This window comes from Pseudomonas sp. SZ40 (assembly GCF_052958135.1).
In genome coordinates this window covers 129,000-145,407 of the sequence record NZ_JBQWIF010000010.1, presented here as the reverse complement: position 1 = coordinate 145,407, position 16,408 = coordinate 129,000, and the positions used below count along the sequence as shown (strand labels likewise).

The following is a 16,408-nucleotide window of genomic DNA, read 5'->3' as shown; positions in this document are numbered from 1 at the left end:
CGGCCCGAAGCGCTGAAGCGCATGCCTTGAACGTCCAGCCACCGTCGGCGTTGAATGGCTTTGGTGGGCTGAAGCCCCGCCCTCGGTTCATGCCCCTGGGCCGGGCGGCGATCCGCTTGCGCCCACCACGAGCAACCGCCCACCGCTGGTCCGGAAGAACGGTCGCCGTCAGGGCGCCGGGTTCGGCTGAGCCTTGTGGATCGCTTCGATACCGTCCAGCACCGCATCGCTGAGCTTCAGCTCGCTGCTGGCCAGGTTGGATTCCAGTTGCTGCAGCGAGGTGGCGCCGATGATGTTGCTGGTCACGAACGGGCGACTGGTGACGAACGCCAGGGCCATCTGCGCCGGATCCAGGCCGTGTTCGCGAGCCAGGGCCACGTAGCGCGAGCAGGCCGCCACGGTCTCCGGCGCGTTGTAGCGAGCGAAGCGGCTGAACAGGCTCAGGCGGGCGTTCTCCGGGCGGGCGCCGTTTTCGTATTTGCCGGACAGCATGCCGAAGGCCAGGGGCGAGTAGGCCAGCAGCCCGCATTGTTCGCGAATCGCCACTTCCGCCAGGCCCACCTCGAAGCTGCGGTTGAGCAGGTTGTAGGGGTTCTGGATGGATACCACACGGGACATGCCCCGGCTCTCCGCCAGTTGCAGGAACTTCATGGTGCCCCACGGCGTTTCGTTGGACAGGCCGATATGGCGGATCTTGCCGGCCTTGACCTGCTCATGCAGGGCATCGAGGATTTCCTCGATGGGCGTGAAGTCGCTGTCCTGGTGCGTGTAGCCGAGCTGGCCGAAGAAATTGGTCGGGCGCTCCGGCCAGTGCAACTGGTAGAGGTCGATCCAGTCGGTCTGCAGGCGCTCGAGGCTGGCGTCCAGCGCCGCCACGACATGCTGGCGGTTATGCTTGAGCTGGCCGTCACGAATGTGGGTGATGCCGTTGCCGGGGCCGGCTATCTTGCTGGCCAGGATCCAGTCGGCGCGGTCGCCGCGCTGCTTGAAGTACTCGCCGATGATCTGCTCGGTCTTGCTGTAGGTCTCGGCGCGTGGCGGGACCGGGTACATCTCCGCGGTGTCGATGAAATTGATGCCGTAGGCCTTGGCGCGATCGATCTGCGCGAATGCCTCGGAGGCTTCGTTCTGCTCCCCCCAGGTCATGGTGCCAAGGCACAGGGCGCTGACATTGAGATCGGTTCGGCCGAGCTGGCGGTATTCCATTGGGGCGTCCTCTGACAAAAGACTCATACAAGCAGGTTGAAATTTTTTTCGCAATCAGGATAATCCGCCTCCTCTTTCTGCGGTGGAAGTGATGCGCCGCCTGCCGAAGAATCTTGCCGTACGCGGACGCGCTGACCCGAGCCCCCGAATAGCGCCCGCATCCGGCTGCCTTTGACTTGTCAAAGTACGCACTATTCAGTAAGATCCGCCGTCTATTTTTGCTGGGCGGCCCCTGAGGCTATAAAGAATGAAAACTTTTACCGCTAAACCAGAAACAGTAAAGCGCGACTGGTTTGTGATCGACGCTGCTGGCCAGACCCTGGGTCGTCTGGCTACTGAAATCGCTAGCCGCCTGCGTGGCAAGCACAAGCCCGAGTACACCCCTCACGTTGACACCGGCGACTACATCGTCGTCATCAACGCCGAGCAGGTTCGTGTGACCGGTGCCAAGACCACCGACAAAATGTACTACTCGCACTCCGGTTTCCCGGGTGGCATCAAGTCGATCAGCTTCGACAAGCTGATCGCCAAGGCGCCTGAGCGCGTGATCGAGACCGCGGTCAAAGGCATGCTGCCGAAAAACCCGCTGGGTCGCGACATGTACCGTAAGCTGAAAGTCTATGCGGGCGCTGCTCACCCTCATACTGCTCAGCAGCCTCAAGAACTGAAGATTTAACGGAATAGTTCATTATGTCGGCGACTCAAAATTACGGCACTGGCCGTCGCAAGACTGCAACCGCACGCGTTTTCCTGCGTCCGGGCACTGGCAAGATCTCCATCAACAACCGCACCCTGGACACCTTCTTCGGTCGTGAAACTGCCCGCATGGTAGTTCGCCAGCCGCTGGAGCTGACCGAGATGGTCGAGAAATTCGACATCTACGTTACCGTTATCGGTGGCGGTGTGAGCGGTCAAGCTGGTGCGATCCGTCACGGTATCACCCGCGCTCTGATGGACTACGACGAGACTCTGCGTCCGGCTCTGCGTAAAGCAGGCTTCGTGACTCGCGATGCTCGTGAAGTAGAACGTAAGAAAGTTGGTCTGCGTAAAGCGCGTAAGCGTCCTCAGTACTCCAAGCGTTAATTCGCTGCTGTACTCGAAAACGCCCAGTCTCCTCACGGAGCTGGGCGTTTTTCATTTCTGCTCTCAGCCTCGCTTCACCCCCTACTCATCGCTTCGTTGATGCGCGTCATGAGTCGTCCTGGCGGCCTGTGCGAATCTCGCGCCGGATTGCAGCCAGGCTGATCTGGACGCACGCATACCGGGACCTCTGTCCACCCAACCCGCTGATCGCCGCCACGGGCAATGACCTGCTTCGGCCGTCGGGCTGTGGGAATGGATTAAAGTCCATGGCCAACGTCGAATCGATTGTGGCCCTGTACCGCAGCGTCACAGCTCACGCCCTGCAAGTGTTGCGGCCCTTCGGGAAGACCCTTCTCGATGGGCTTTCATGACCATCTGGCCGCATCTGCGCGCGACCAACACTTACTTATTAGAGGCCTGAACAACAGGCCGGAAAGCCGATGGGAGACGACTGAATGAGCAATGACGGCGTGAATGCGGGCCGGCGTCGCTTTCTGGTGGCAGCCACGTCAGTGGTTGGCGCTGCCGGAGCGGTGGGGGCTGCAGTTCCGTTTGTAGGGTCGTGGTACCCGAGCGCCAAGGCCAAGGCCGCGGGTGCTCCGGTCAGGGTCAATGTCGGCAAGATCGAGCCGGGACAGCAGATGGTCGCCGAGTGGCGGGGGCAGCCGGTGTTCATCATGCGGCGCACCGAGGAGATTCTGAGCAACCTTGGCAAGATCGAGGGGCAGTTGGCTGATGCGGACTCGAAAAGCTCGGTGCAGCCCTCCTACGTCGATCCGAAGACGCGCTCGATCAAGCCGGAAATCCTCTTGCTGGTCGGGCTGTGCACGCACCTGGGCTGCGCACCGTCGTTCCGGCCGGAAGTGGCGCCTGCCGATCTCGGCGAGAACTGGGTCGGCGGCTATTTCTGCCCGTGCCACGGTTCGCGTTACGACCTCGCCGGACGCGTCTACAAGTCGCAACCGGCGCCGCTGAACCTGCCGGTGCCGCCTCATACCTACGAGTCGGCTGACGTGATCATCATCGGCGTGGATCAGGAGCAAGCATGATGAGCAAATTCATGGAGTGGGTGGACGCACGCTTTCCCGCCACCAAGATGTGGAACGACCACCTCGCCAAGTACTACGCACCGAAGAACTTCAACTTCCTGTACTTCTTCGGCTCCCTGGCCCTGCTGGTGCTGGTCAATCAGCTACTCACCGGCGTGTGGCTGACCATGAGCTACACACCCACCGCCGAAGGTGCCTTCGCCTCGGTCGAGGGCCTGATGCGTGACGTGCGCACCGGTGATACGCCTCACGGCGCGATCCTGCGCTACATGCATTCCACCGGCGCGTCGGCGTTCTTCATCGTCGTCTATCTGCACATGTTCCGCGGCCTGCTCTACGGCTCGTACCAGAAGCCCCGGGAGCTGGTGTGGATCTTCGGCATGCTGATCTACCTGATGCTGATGGCCGAAGCCTTCATGGGCTACCTGCTGCCCTGGGGGCAGATGTCCTACTGGGGCGCCCAGGTGATCATCTCGCTGTTCGGTGCCATTCCGTTCATCGGCGATGCGCTGACCGAGTGGATCCGTGGCGACTACCTGATCTCCGGCATCACCCTGAACCGTTTCTTCGCCCTGCATGTGGTGGCCCTGCCGATCGTCATTCTCGGCCTGGTGGTGCTGCACATCCTGGCGCTGCACGAGGTCGGCTCGAACAACCCGGATGGCATCGACATCAAGAAGCACAAGGACGAGAACGGCATTCCACTCGACGGCATTCCCTTCCATCCGTACTACACGGTGAAGGATATCGTCGGCGTGGTGGTGTTCCTCTTCGTGTTCTGTTTCGTGGTGTTCTTCTTCCCGGAAATGGGCGGCTACTTCCTCGAGAAACCCAACTTCGAACAGGCCAACCCGTTCAAGACCCCCGAACACATCGCGCCGGTCTGGTACTTCACGCCCTTCTACGCGATCTTGCGGGCAATCCCCGACAAGCTCATGGGGGTGATCGCCATGGGCGCCGCCATTGCCGTGTTGTTCGTGCTGCCCTGGCTGGATCGCAGCCCGGTCCGCTCGATGCGCTACAAGGGCTGGCTGAGCAAGCTCTGGCTGCTGGTGTTCTGCGTGTCCTTCGTCATCCTCGGCGTGCTGGGTGTTCTGCCGCCGACTCCGGGCCGTACGTTGCTGTCGCAGGTGTGCACCTTCCTGTACTTCGCGTACTTCATCCTGATGCCCTTCTACACCAGGATGGAAAAGACCAAACCGGTTCCTGAAAGGGTGACAGGCTGATGAGAAAGCTATTTGCTGCATGTTTAGTCGCATTGCTGCCTGCTCTGGCCCTGGCAGCCGGTGGTCATGGCGTGACGCTCGACAAGGCCGACATCGACCTGACCGACAAGGCGGCGCTGCAGGATGGCGCGCGTACGTTCGCCAACTATTGCATGGGCTGCCACAGTGCCAAGTTCCAGCGCTACGAGCGGGTCGCCGAGGACATTGGCGTGTCCGCGGAGCAGATGATGGACAATCTGGTGTTCACCGATGCCAAGATCGGCGATCACATGAACATCGGCATGAAGCCCGAAGACGCCAAGCGCTGGTTCGGCGCCGCGCCGCCCGACCTGACCCTGGTCGCCCGGGTGCGTGGCAACGACTGGCTGTACACCTACCTGCGTACCTTCTACGACGATCCGGCGCGGCCCTTGGGCGCCAACAACCTGGTATTCCCCAACGTCGGCATGCCCAACGTGCTGGGCGGCCTGCAAGGTCGTCAGTACATGGGCTGCAAGCAGGTGCAGGTGGTTGACGACGGCAAGAAGCAGTACGACCCGCTGACCGGCACGCCGCTCACCCACGAAGCCTGCGATCAACTGGTGCTCGAGCCGAACAGCGGCATGCTCAGCCCGCAGGCGTTCGATGACAAGGTACGTAACCTGGTGACCTTCCTCGCCTACTCGGCGGACCCGAACAAGCTGCACCTGCAACGCATCGGCACCTACGTATTGCTGTACCTGGCTTTCTTCTTCGTGTTCGCCTATCTGCTCAAGCGCGAGTACTGGAAGGATGTGCACTGACCGCAGCTGAACGACGTACAGCCTTGTCTTCGCTTACGTTTTCCAACGGCTGCTAAACGCATCCGGTATCATGGCCGACCTGCGCGTTTCCACTGGGGGCGCGCAGGTTTTTTTGTGCTCGAGAAATCTGGAGGATCGCCTTGGCTGCGACCAATAGGTTGGCCTGTTATTCCGACCCGGCCGACCACTATTCCCACCGCGTACGCATCGTGCTCGCCGAAAAGAGCGTCGTCGCGGAGATCATCAGCGTCGAGCAGGGCCGCTCTCCGACCAAGTTGCTGGAGGCCAATCCTTACGCGAGCCTGCCGACGCTGGTCGATCGTGATCTGGCGCTGTATGAGCCGACGGTGATCATGGAGTATCTGGAGGAGCGTTATCCCCACCCTCCGCTGATGCCGGTTTACCCGGTAGCCCGTGGCAACACGCGCCTGCTGATGCACCGTATTCAGCGCGACTGGTGTTCGCTGGTCGACCTGATTCTCGACCCACGCAGCAAGGAGGCCGCCCGTGTCCAGGCGCGCAAGGAATTGCGCGAGAGCCTGACCGGGGTTTCCGCGCTGTTCGCCGAAAAGCCATTTTTTCTCAGCGACGAGCTGAGCTTGGTAGACTGCTGCCTGTTGCCGATCCTCTGGCGCCTGCCGGTGCTGGGGATCGAACTGCCAAGGCCGGCCAAACCGCTGCTCGATTACATGGACCGGCAGTTCGCTCGCGAGAGTTTTCGCCAGAGTCTGTCCGCCGTGGAACGAGACATGCGCTGACCCATTTTCCTTGCGCGCCGTAGGTGGCGTGTTCAAGCCCAGGAGGTTTGATGAACTCCAGTCGTCCTTATCTGATTCGCGCGCTTTACGAGTGGATCGTCGACAACGATTGCACGCCCCATCTGCTGGTCAATGCCGAATACCCAGGCGTGAAGGTTCCGCCAGGCTTCGTCAGCGACGGGCAGATCGTGCTCAATGTATCGCCCACCGCCGTGCGTGAGCTGGCCATGAAAAACGACGCGGTCAGCTTCGAAGGCCGCTTCGGTGGTGTCGCGCACAGCCTGTTCGTACCGGCACCTGCTGTGCTGGCGATCTATGCGCGAGAGAATGGCCAGGGCATGGTCTTCGATCTGGAGCCGCCAGTTACGCAGGCCGAGGTCGAGGATGTGCAGGACGAGCAGGGGCCACCTGACGACGAGCCGCCGCGGCCGAGCGGTCGACCAAGCCTCAAGGTCGTCAAATAGACACGATCTCGTGCTCGAATCGGAAAGCCGGTCAATCGACCGGTTTTTTTGTGGCTGTCGCTCGGGGTGACCCGGCAGGTGTAATGGCGATTTGAAATTTCGTGCAATCTGCCTGAGTGGTTTCGCTGGAACATGCAGTTTGCACGGAAAATGCAATTCTGTTTGTCTATTAAGTTATTGTTTTTAAAGGATTATTTTTTTTAAAAAAAGTGGCACAGCGCTTGCGATAGGTATTGGGCAGCCACAGCCGGTAGTTGGATGTGGCCAACTCGAATAATCAGGAGTGTTACCCATGAAACAGCCAATCAATAAGTTCGCTTTTGCCGCTATCACTGCGACCGCCCTGAGCTTGTCCGTGGCGGGTACCGCTTTCGCCGACACCTACAGCAGCACCCAGCCGACCATGCTGGCTGCTAACACCATGGACAAGGCCGAAGAAGCGGTTTCCGATACCTGGATCACCAGCAAAGTGAAGTCGACCTTCCTGGCTGACGACGGTCTCAGCGCTCTGGACATCAAAGTCGAAACCAACAAGGGTGTAGTTGCCCTGTCCGGTGTCGTGGCTACCGAAGCCGAGCGTGACCTCGCTGTCGCCAAAGCCAAGGAAATCAAAGGCGTTCAAGCTGTTTCGGCTGACGGCCTGAAAACTGCCGACTGATCATGTTTCCGGGCAGGCTCGATGAGCCTGCTTTCTTCCCTGTACAGAGGAGAGTTGAATCATGAATTCCGACATTATCAAAGGTAAGTGGAAGCAGCTCAGCGGTGACATCAAGACCCGCTGGGGCAAGCTGACCAACGACGACGTGGATGTCGCCGAAGGCCATAGCGAATACCTGGCTGGCAAGCTGCAGGAACGCTACGGCTGGACCAAGGAAAAGGCAGAAGACGAGTTGCGCGATTTCCGCAGCAAGTACTGACTTGCCGCTGGCGCTCCATACGCCACCGTTTTCATGAGAAGCCCCGGCCGCAACGCCGGGGCTTTTCGTTTTTCGGCGTCATGACCGACGGCCCCGGGGCGAGCCACCAGGTTCAAGTTTGCCTGCCATCAGCCGATACCCTGACACATTCGCCAGGCACAGGACGTAGCATGTCGACTATCACGCCCGCCACCACAGGGCCTGTCAGAACGACCCCGGCTCGTGCCTCGGGTGAGGCGGCTGCAGCTCCCTCGACCGTTGCCAGCGAGCCCGACAAGCAGCAGCCGTCGGTCACCCTGACCCTCAGCGACTACGCGCAAAAGCGCATGAAAACCATGCGTGAAGCATCGGCCAAGCTGCGCTCCATGCAGGCCAACCAGCAGGAGTCTCGCAAGGAAGCAGCCCGCCAGCGCCTCGAAGACATCAAGAAACGTATCGAGATGCTCAAGCAACTGGTCATCGCCCTCGGCCCTGCCGCGGCGAAAGGCGCGTTGCGGCAGATCAAGCAACTGGCTCAGGAACTGGGGCAGGCGGCCGCGGTGCTCAAGGAGCCCTCCGGCAGTTCCACCACCGTGAATGCGAATGCCGGCGCCGCTCCGGCGTCTGGCGTGAATGTCGAAGGCGCTCAGGCAACCGAAACGGCCACGGCAGTGGAAGCGATCAGCGAGGTGCCGTCGGAGGTCGAAGCCGACCCCGAGGCCGCAGTGGTGACTGCTGCAGCGGCGCAAGAAGCGTCTACCGAGGAGGGCGATGCAGAGGCCGACGGCGACGAGCAGCCACAAACCACCACGGAGCGCGCCCAACGTGGCCGAGACGACCAGCAGCGCCGTGCCGATGCCGAAGAACTGAAAAAGGTCGCTCGCCAGCTCAAGCAATTGCTGGCCATGGTCAAGGCGCAGCTCAGTGCCGAGCCGGATGAGGAAAGCAGGAAGCTGCTCGGCGATATCGACAAGCAGCTCGCCGATGTGGAAAAGGCTGCCGGCGATATGGGCGGCGGCGGTGTCGCCATCTCGGTTGCCATTGGTTCCACGCTGTCGGTCAGTGTCTGAGCTGATTCGGCGCGGCATCGACCCGCTGTGCCAGTGGCGTGCGTTTGAGCCGCTCGAAGGTGCGGCGCAGTAGCCAGGCAGTGAGAGAGGCAGGCATCAGGCGCATGGTCCAGTTGCGCAGGTGCCAGGCGCGCCGCGTCAGTGGCGCGTACCAACCCGCCATGCGCGGAGCCAGCGCCTGCAATTCATCGATATCCGGACGCAAGGTGGCGTCGTAACGGGCCAATGCCGCGCAGTCGAAGCTCTTGCTCAGTTCATCTGCCAGCAGCCAGGCCCCGGTGAGGGCCATGCTGGCGCCGCGGCCCGAGGCCAGGGTCAGGCAATGGGCGGCATCCCCGACCAGCACCAGACGCCCTTGATGCCATTGCGGCAAATGCACTTGCATCAGGTGATCGAGATAGAAGCCCTGATCGTCCGGCAGGGGGGCGAGCAGGTCGAGTACTGCAGGACTGGCCTGAGAGAAGGTCTCGCGCAGCACGGCCTTGCGTCGTTGCGCCGGGATGCGGCTGCTATCCTGGCTGTGCCATAGCCACAAGGTAGCCAGCAGCCCGGGGCGCATGCTGTAACACTCGACCACATAGCCTGGCTCGGAAAACGATAGGTGGCGTTCCCCCCCGGCCGCCATGTCACCGTCCACGATGAACGATGCGGCGTTGTAGCCCAGAGAGCGCAGGCAGCTTTCGTCGTCGGCGAAGGCGCGTCGGCGCAGGTCGGAAAAGCAGCCCTCTGCACCCACCACGAAGGCGAAGCGTTGCTCGCTGCCATCATCGAAGCTCACATCGACGCCTTCGGCGTCTTCTTCATAAGCCTGCAGGCAAAGGCCGAAACGTATCTCCACCTGGCCGTCGAGGGCATCGTGCAGCACCTGCACCAGATCGTCGCGACAAACGGGCAGGAGGTTGAGGTTGCGCAGGTGTCGGCTATGGTCGACCAGCAGCACGTCGCGGTTCTGGCTGTCACGGAACAGCGTGCGACCCAGATTGACGCTGTGCCCACGCAACTTGTCGACGATGCCCATGCGCTCGGCGATGCTGTAGCCGGTGCCACCCAGGCTGAGAACGAAGCCGTCATGACGCAACTGTGCAGCCTTCTCCACGATGACCGGGGTGAAGCCGCGCTGTTTGAGCCACCAGGCTGTGGCCAGACCGGCGATGCCGGCGCCAAGAACGAGAATGGGAGCGCTCATGAACCAAGGGTTTCCTGTGTCGAGTGGGTAGTGGGGCGCGGCTGCTCGTCGAGCAGGCGATGGATGCCGATCAGTCCCGCCAGCAGCAATGCGGCGGTAATCAGGAAGCGCCCGTCGAAGCCGACCCAGTGGGCGAGCCAGGCGCCGCCCAGGCCGGCGAGCAGCCCGATCCAGGCATCGGTGCACTGCAGCAGGGTGACGTCGGTACCCGGTTGCCCGGGGTCGGCCCACTGCATCATGCGACTGTAGAGCGCGACGAAGATCAGCCCGGTGGCCAGATTGGCCAGGCTGAAGGCGACCACCAACTGGGCTGCACCGATCTGTTCCCAGCGCTCCCCGGCCAGCAGCCAGAGGCTCACGCCGAGCAGGACCAACAGGCCGGCGCACCAGCTGTGGCGATTGCCGAAGCGCTGCAGCAGCGCCGGTGCCGCCAGGCTACCGAGCAGGCCCATGCCTATGCACCAGGCTTCCAGAGCGCCGGCCTGGGTCAGGCTCACGCCCCTGTCTATCCAGTAGGCGGACGCCATGCCCAGCATCAGCCGCGGTCCGCATTGCGCTAGCAGCACCAGCCCGGCACGCCGACGCATCACCGAACGCCAGGCATGGCGCAGGCTGGGTCTTGCCAGAGCCGAGCCAGTATCGACGCGGGGCAGGGGCAGGCTCAGCAGTGGCAACAGGCACAGGGCGAGCAGGGCGCCGAGCACGAGGGTCCCGGCGTGCCAGCCATGGCGATCGAGCAGGGGAGCGGCCAGTAACCCGGCAAGCAGGTAGCCGAGGTAGCTGCCGCCGATCTGCAGCCGATTGAGGGTCGGGTAGGCTTGCTCTGGCAAGGCCACTACGGCAAGGCCGTCGCTGGCGATATCGCCACTGGCGGCGCACAGCGCTGCCAGCCCCAGCAGGCCGAGCGCCAGAGGCAACTGCTGCACCGGGTCGATGCTGGCCAGCGCGAAGATGCAGGCCAGCAGGCTGCCGTAGCACAGCAGCAGGCAGGTACGCCGCTGCTCGCGGCACCAGCGGTCTACCTGCGGAGCCCACAGCAGCTTCAGTGCGTGGGGCAGAAACACCAGGGCCACGAGGCCAATGCTGTCCAGGCCGACGCCCTCGCGGCGCAGGTAGGCAGGTAACAGCTGCAGGCTGAAGCCACCGAGCAGTCCGAGGCTGGTGTACTGGCCGAGCAGCAGCACGTGAATGCGGCGAGAGGCTGACAGGGCCATGGTCAGAAACGCAGGCTCAGGTCGACACCCAGCTCACGCCCGGGTCCGGCCTGGGCAAATGCATCTGCGCCCGAGAGGTAGGCGTAGCTGCGGTAGTCCTTGGCCGTCAGGTTGTTGCCGTACAGGGCCACTTGGTAACTCGCTGCCGGCTGCCAGGTCAGGCGCGCATCGAACAGGGTGTAGCCGCCCTGGGCCAACTGGTTGTCGGCGTCGAAGTAATGCTGGCCAACATACGATAGACCGACACTGGGGCGCAGCTCGCCGAGCAGGCCGTCCCAGCGCAGGCTGCGTTCCGCCGACAGGCGCAGGGTGCCGCGTGGCGCCAGAGCCAGGCGATTGCCCTGGCGGACGTCGGCATCCACCAGACGGCTGCGGTTGATGGTGCCAGCCAAGTGCAGGCGGGTATCCTCGTCCGGTAGCCAGTCCAGCGACAGTTCGGCGCCTTCACTGCGGGCGTCGCCCATGTTCTGCAGGTTCTGAATGCCGACCATGCCGATGTACTGCTGCACGTCCTCGATGCGCATCCAGTAAAGCGAGGCATTGGCGAACAGGCGACGCTCGAGCAGGCTGGCCTTGAACCCAGCCTCCAGGTTCAACGAGCGCTCGGGGTCGTAGGCCACGGCGTCGGCACTGCTGCTGCCGATGCGGTTGAAACCACCGGGCTTGTAGCCCTCGCTGGCCAGTGCGTAGATGCGCAGGTCATCGCTTGCCTGGAAGCCAAGGACGATCTTCGGCGTGGTGGCGTTGAAGCGGTCCTGCCCGCGGTAGGCGAAGCCCGGCACCATCAGGCCATCCTGCTGGACGAAGCGAGTGCTGGCCTCCTCGCGGCTGTGGCGGGCGCCCAGGGTCAGATCCCAGCGTTCGTCGATGTGCCAGGTGAACTCACCGAAAACGGCCTTCTCGGTGCTGTCGATACGGCTGTCGGCCAGGCCCAGCAAGGAGTCGTAGGGGCCACCAGGTGCCGTGCGGCGTTGCGAGTGGGTCTTGCTGTCCTGCCAGTACAGGCCGAGGTTGGCGTCCCAGGTACGCTGTTCGCCCTGGGTGGTGAGGCGCAACTCCTGGCTGAGGGTGCGCTGGCGTTCCGGGTGGTAGAGGCCGAAATCACCGAGCAGGCGCTCGTGACGGTAGCTCTGCAGGGCGCTGGTGGAGGTGAGTTTCCAGGCATCGCCGAGTGACCAGTCGATGACCGCGCTGCTGGTTTCCACGCGGCGGGTGAAAGACGATTCGCGCCACCCGGGGTTGACCGCTCGGCTGGCATAGCCGTGGAAGGGAAGGTAACGCTCTTCGTGGGATGTCAGGCGATCACGGGCGTAGACCAGTCGGACGCTCAGGTCATCATTGGGTAGCAGGGTGAGACCAACGCGACCACCGCCGTTGTCGCCGTCACCGTGCTGCGGGCTGCCCTTGAGCTCGCCTTGCAGATCATTGTGAAAGACGGCGGCCTCGGCGAGTAGGCGGTCTTCGACCAGAGCGCCACTGACGCTGGCGCTGACCTCGCGATTGAGATTGCTGACGCGGCTACCCACCTTCAACTGCGCAGCGTTTTCCGGGCGGCGGGTGACGATACTCAAGGCGCCGGCGTGGGCGTTGCGCCCGTACAGGGTGCCTTGAGGGCCTTTGAGCAATTCGATGCGTTCGATGTCGAGCAACTGCTGGTTGAAGGCGCCGAGCACATAGGGCACGCCATCGACGTAGAACGCCACCGGTGCGCTGTAGGCGTCGGCGGACGAGATCCCGCGCAGGCTCAGATTGGGGAACAGGCTCAGGCCACTTTGGCTCAGGAACAGTTCGGGGAAGACTCGATTCAGTTCCTTGCTATTGCCGATGTTGGCGCGTTGCAGGTCCTCCTGTTCGGCGACGGACAAGGCCATGTCGGTCTCCGCCAGGCTGGTCTCGCGTTTGCTCGCCGTGACTTGCAGGCCAGGCAGGTCGACGGCGGCGTGGGCCAGGGCCGGCAGACCGCTGGAGCACAGAATGGCAAAGCTCAAGGGCGTCAGGCGCATGATGCAGGCATCTCCATGGATGAATGGCCGGCATACTCCGCCGCTCGGGGGGAGGTTGCGCGTGCGATCGGGCGTAAATGCGCGTGATCGGCACTTTAACTGATAAGTGTTCTCATTTATTGTGATCGCCTTGTGGAGTGTCAGCCATGGCCATCAATCACTATTACGCCGACCGCCCCCTGAACGACGTTTTCGCCAGCTTCGCTGACGAGGAACTGGACGTGCGCCTGATCGAAATGGATGGCGAGCACGACCTGTACGTGCAGGCCGACAGTCATCCTTCCCTGACCCTCGCCTACTACGAGCAGGGCGGTGGTTGGCGGCAGTTCGCCGACACCCCGGCAATGGATCTGCGCAATGACACCTGCTGCCTCTACCACTCCAGTGTCTCCGTACGGGGCGAAGGTCTGCTGCCGGCAGGCTCGCGGCTACGCGGTGTGAACATCAGCTTCGCCCCGCAGATACTGCAGCGCCTGAGGGTTGGGGAATGGTTGTTCGACAGTGCCGGCCCGTGGGAGCGGGCCTGCTCCAGTGACGGCCTGGCGCGGCTGGTGCAATTTCCCGCGCCGCACGTGCTGCGTCGTATTGGTCTGGAGATGCTCGATTGCCGCCTGGAAGGCCTGGCGCGGGACATCCTGATGCGTGCCAAGGCTTTCGAGATGCTCGCTGAAATGCTCGGTTATCTACAGGAGAACCTGCGCCCCAGCGTGCTCGGAGGGCGTGATCGACTGCGTTTGGAACGTGCTCACCAACACCTGCGCGAAGCCCTCGAGCGCCCGTGGACGCTCGAGAGCCTGGCTGCCGAAGTGCAGTTGAACGTGCGCAAGCTCAAGGATGGCTTCCGCCAGTTGTACGGCAAGGGTGTGTATGCCGAACTGCAGGACCTGCGCATGCAGCACGCGGCCCTGTGCCTGCGTCAGGGCCAGCGGGTCGGCGATGTGGCGATGGCGGTGGGCTACTCCAACCCCAGTCATTTCGCCAAGGTGTTTCGCCGCCATCACGGTCTTGCGCCGCGCGCCTATTCACGGCAAGTGGGCGTTGCCGAAGCGTCCTGAGACGGTTCAGGCCAGGATCGAGGCCAGGGCGGCGCGGTCGATGTTGGCGCCGCTGAGCACTACCGCCGAGCGTTGGCCCCGATTGATTTCACGTTCCTGGATCAATGCCGCCAGCGCTGCTGCTCCAGCGCCTTCGGCGAGGTTGTGGGTGTCTTCGTGAAGGATGCGAATGGCCTGGCGGATCTCGTCGTCATCGACTCGTACGATGCGCGCGGCACCGGCCCGGATGATCTCCAGCGCCTCGGGCTGCGGCATGCGGCAGGCCATGCCATCGGCGATGGTGTCGGCGCTGTCGGTGCAGATCACCCGCCCGGCCGCGAAACTTTGCGCGTAGGCATCGGCGGCACTGCTCACCACCCCGATCACTTCGGTGTCCAGGCCGAGCAGGTCGCGGGTGCGGATCACCCCGCAGATGCCCGAACCGAGGCCAATGGGCACATAGATGCGCTTGAGCGGTGGTGCGGCCTCGAACAGTTCCAGGGCATAGGTGGCGACGCCACGGATCAGGTCCGGGTGCAGCGACGGAACGAAGTGCAGGCCGCGCTGCGCAGCCAGCTCCGCCGCCCGGCTTCGGGCCTCGTCGAAGTCGCGACCGTATTCGATCACCTCGGCGCCCAGGGCGGCCATGGCCGCATTCTTCTCTCTCGCGTTGCCTTGCGGCACCACGATGCTGATCGGCAGGCCAGCCTTGCCGGCTGCCAGCGCCATGCTTTGTCCGTGGTTGCCCCGGGTGGCCGAAACCAGGCCGGCGGTGGTCGGTTCACGGCGCAGCAGGGCATCCACATAGACCAGGCCGCCGCGGACCTTGAAGGCGCCTGTGGGGGTGTGGTTCTCGTGCTTGACCCATACCTCGCAACCCAGGCGTTCGGCCAGCAACGGCCAGGCGAACTGCGGCGTTGCCGGAACGTTCGGGCGAATCAGGGTGGCGGCTTGGCGAAGCGCGGCAAGGTCGAACATCTGGGGGGCTCCCGGTTGGCTTTGACCCGATGCTACGGCCCTGTCATTGTATGGGTAAATCTTTATATTGCATGGCAAGCAATGTGGTTACCTGATCTGCAAGGCAGCACGCTGCCCACTTATCTGGCACTGGTCGAGGCGATTTCCAGCGCCATCGGCAAGGGTGAGCTCAAGCCCGGTGAGCGCCTGCCGCCGCAGCGCCGACTCGCCTGGACGCTGGGCATCAATCCGAGCACGGTGATGCAGGCCTATCGCGAAGCTGCGCGGCGTCACCTGGTGTCCGGTGAAGTCGGCCGTGGTACCTATGTCCTGGCCGATAGCCACGAAGCCAGCCTGTTTCACCTCAAGCAGCCCGGCCAGCCCGCGCAGGGCATCGATCTGTCGACCAACGTGCCGGTGCACGACGGCGACAGCGATGACCTGTCCTGCACCTTGCAGCGCCTGATCGCCGAAGGCCGCATCGACGCGCTGCAGGCGTACGCGTCGGCCGAGCTGGAGGTGCGTGGGCGGCTGGCTGGCAGCCTGTGGTTGCAGCAGCGCGGCCTGCATTATCCGCCGTCGAGGGTGCTGCTCTGCGCGGGTGCTCAGCAGGGCGTTAGCGCAGCGTTGCTGGCGCTCTGCGAGCCCGGCGATCCGGTGCTGGTCGAGGCCTTCACCGCGCCCGGCATCAAGGCCGCGGCGCGGCAGTTGCGGCTGCCCCTGCACGGCGTGGCGATGGATGAGCGTGGCATTCACCCTCAGGATCTCGACCGGCAGGTGCGTGCTACCGGCGCGCGGGTGCTGGTGCTCACCCCCTGCCTGCAGAACCCCACGGGCAGCAGCATGGATGGTGAACGACGGCAACGCATCGCCGAGCTGGTGGAACGCCACGGCCTGTGGCTGATCGAGGATGACGTCTACGGCGCGCTGGGCAGCCAGGCACCGCTGGCCGTATCGGTGCCGGAACGCAGCCTGCTGGTCACCAGCCTGTCGAAAACCGTGGCCCCGGGCCTGCGACTGGGCTTTGTGCATGGGCCGCAGGCGCTGCTCAAACGTATCGATCCGCAAGGGCACGCCACCGGTTGGGCGGTCTCGCCGTTGTGCCTGGCGCTGGCCTGCGAGTGGATCGAGGACGGCACCGCGGCGCGCAAGCTGGCCTGGCAGCGGGACGAGTTGCAGCAGCGCTGGCGCCTCGCCGCGCGGGTGCTCGGCGCACGCATGCCCCAGGGCCGTGAGGTGGCGCCGCACCTGTGGTTGGAGGCGGCGGATAGCCGTGACCTGGCAGCCGAGTGCCGAACTGCCGGTGTCGAGGTGGTGCCCGCCGAGGTGTTCGCCGTCGGCCCTGCTGCGGCCAACGCCATTCGCATCAGCCTGGCGGCTGCCCGCAGTCGTGTCGAGCTCAAGCAAGCGCTGGAGCGCATCGTCGATGTGTGGCCGCAATGATCGCTGCACTTGCACCCGGCCTGTAATGCGTGTCAGC

Annotated in this window: 17 protein-coding genes; 12 read left to right on the top strand and 5 right to left on the bottom strand. The window is 63.4% G+C overall.

What is annotated here, in order from left to right:
* Nucleotides 1–168 precede the first annotated feature (168 nt).
* The gene (locus tag ACT9T4_RS10890; RefSeq protein ID WP_499116934.1) at nt 169–1,206 is read right to left on the bottom strand and encodes an NADP(H)-dependent aldo-keto reductase; all 1,038 of its coding nucleotides are present in this window, start codon (nt 1,204–1,206) and stop codon (nt 169–171) included.
* 247 nt (nt 1,207–1,453) lie between these two features.
* On the opposite strand from ACT9T4_RS10890, the gene rplM reads away from it, so the two are divergent.
* The 10 genes from rplM (at nt 1,454) to ACT9T4_RS10840 (ending at nt 8,534) form a co-directional block, all read left to right on the top strand.
* Nucleotides 1,454–1,882: a 50S ribosomal protein L13 gene (gene rplM / locus ACT9T4_RS10885; RefSeq protein ID WP_042556349.1), complete on the top strand. Its 429-nt coding sequence runs from the start codon at nt 1,454–1,456 to the stop codon at nt 1,880–1,882.
* A gap of 14 nt (nt 1,883–1,896) precedes the next feature.
* Nucleotides 1,897–2,289, top strand: coding sequence for a 30S ribosomal protein S9 (gene rpsI, locus ACT9T4_RS10880; protein ID WP_042556350.1), 393 nt, complete (start codon nt 1,897–1,899; stop codon nt 2,287–2,289).
* A 455-nt stretch (nt 2,290–2,744) separates the two neighbouring features.
* On the top strand, nt 2,745–3,338 hold the full coding sequence (gene petA, locus ACT9T4_RS10875) for a ubiquinol-cytochrome c reductase iron-sulfur subunit (RefSeq protein ID WP_042556351.1): 594 nt from the start codon (nt 2,745–2,747) through the stop codon (nt 3,336–3,338).
* Complete coding sequence (locus tag ACT9T4_RS10870) at nt 3,338–4,564, top strand: cytochrome b (RefSeq protein ID WP_042556352.1); 1,227 nt, start codon at nt 3,338–3,340, stop codon at nt 4,562–4,564. The genes petA and ACT9T4_RS10870 overlap by 1 nt, the downstream gene beginning before the upstream one ends.
* Nucleotides 4,564–5,346: a cytochrome c1 gene (locus tag ACT9T4_RS10865; RefSeq protein WP_042556353.1), complete on the top strand. Its 783-nt coding sequence runs from the start codon at nt 4,564–4,566 to the stop codon at nt 5,344–5,346. Before ACT9T4_RS10870 ends, ACT9T4_RS10865 begins: the two co-directional genes overlap by 1 nt.
* Before the next feature lie 140 nt (nt 5,347–5,486).
* A complete protein-coding gene (locus tag ACT9T4_RS10860) occupies nt 5,487–6,104 on the top strand; it encodes a glutathione S-transferase N-terminal domain-containing protein (RefSeq protein WP_042556354.1) in 618 nt (205 codons plus the stop codon).
* Between the two features lie 50 nt (nt 6,105–6,154).
* Entirely contained in the window at nt 6,155–6,568 is a 414-nt protein-coding gene (locus ACT9T4_RS10855; protein ID WP_042556355.1) for a ClpXP protease specificity-enhancing factor, read from the top strand.
* Nucleotides 6,569–6,860: 292 nt separating this feature from the next.
* Nucleotides 6,861–7,226, top strand: coding sequence for a BON domain-containing protein (locus ACT9T4_RS10850; protein ID WP_042556356.1), 366 nt, complete (start codon nt 6,861–6,863; stop codon nt 7,224–7,226).
* 61 nt (nt 7,227–7,287) lie between these two features.
* Nucleotides 7,288–7,485 (top strand): CsbD family protein, encoded by a 198-nt coding sequence (locus ACT9T4_RS10845; protein ID WP_042556357.1) that lies wholly within the window; start codon nt 7,288–7,290, stop codon nt 7,483–7,485.
* A gap of 170 nt (nt 7,486–7,655) precedes the next feature.
* A complete protein-coding gene (locus ACT9T4_RS10840) occupies nt 7,656–8,534 on the top strand; it encodes a hypothetical protein (RefSeq protein WP_179539107.1) in 879 nt (292 codons plus the stop codon).
* On the opposite strand, the gene ACT9T4_RS10835 is transcribed toward ACT9T4_RS10840, so the two are convergent.
* The 3 genes from ACT9T4_RS10835 to ACT9T4_RS10825 are packed head-to-tail and all read right to left on the bottom strand — an operon-like array spanning nt 8,524 to nt 12,937.
* The gene (locus ACT9T4_RS10835) at nt 8,524–9,720 is read right to left on the bottom strand and encodes an FAD-dependent monooxygenase (protein ID WP_499116930.1); all 1,197 of its coding nucleotides are present in this window, start codon (nt 9,718–9,720) and stop codon (nt 8,524–8,526) included. The genes ACT9T4_RS10840 and ACT9T4_RS10835 overlap by 11 nt on opposite strands.
* Nucleotides 9,717–10,934 carry an MFS transporter gene (locus ACT9T4_RS10830; protein ID WP_499116928.1) on the bottom strand — a complete coding sequence of 406 codons (1,218 nt, stop codon included), beginning with the start codon at nt 10,932–10,934 and terminating at the stop codon, nt 9,717–9,719. Before ACT9T4_RS10830 ends, ACT9T4_RS10835 begins: the two co-directional genes overlap by 4 nt.
* Before the next feature lie 2 nt (nt 10,935–10,936).
* Nucleotides 10,937–12,937 (bottom strand): TonB-dependent receptor, encoded by a 2,001-nt coding sequence (locus ACT9T4_RS10825; RefSeq protein ID WP_499116926.1) that lies wholly within the window; start codon nt 12,935–12,937, stop codon nt 10,937–10,939.
* Between the two features lie 146 nt (nt 12,938–13,083).
* On the opposite strand from ACT9T4_RS10825, the gene ACT9T4_RS10820 reads away from it, so the two are divergent.
* Nucleotides 13,084–13,992, top strand: a complete 909-nt coding sequence (locus ACT9T4_RS10820) for a helix-turn-helix transcriptional regulator (RefSeq protein ID WP_042556362.1) — start codon at nt 13,084–13,086, stop codon at nt 13,990–13,992.
* 6 nt (nt 13,993–13,998) lie between these two features.
* Here the strand turns inward: ACT9T4_RS10820 and ACT9T4_RS10815 are convergent, their stop codons facing one another.
* On the bottom strand, nt 13,999–14,949 hold the full coding sequence (locus ACT9T4_RS10815; RefSeq protein ID WP_179539104.1) for a threonine dehydratase: 951 nt from the start codon (nt 14,947–14,949) through the stop codon (nt 13,999–14,001).
* 81 nt (nt 14,950–15,030) lie between these two features.
* On the opposite strand from ACT9T4_RS10815, the gene ACT9T4_RS10810 reads away from it, so the two are divergent.
* A complete protein-coding gene (locus ACT9T4_RS10810; RefSeq protein ID WP_499116924.1) occupies nt 15,031–16,371 on the top strand; it encodes an aminotransferase-like domain-containing protein in 1,341 nt (446 codons plus the stop codon).
* Nucleotides 16,372–16,408: the final 37 nt, after the last annotated feature.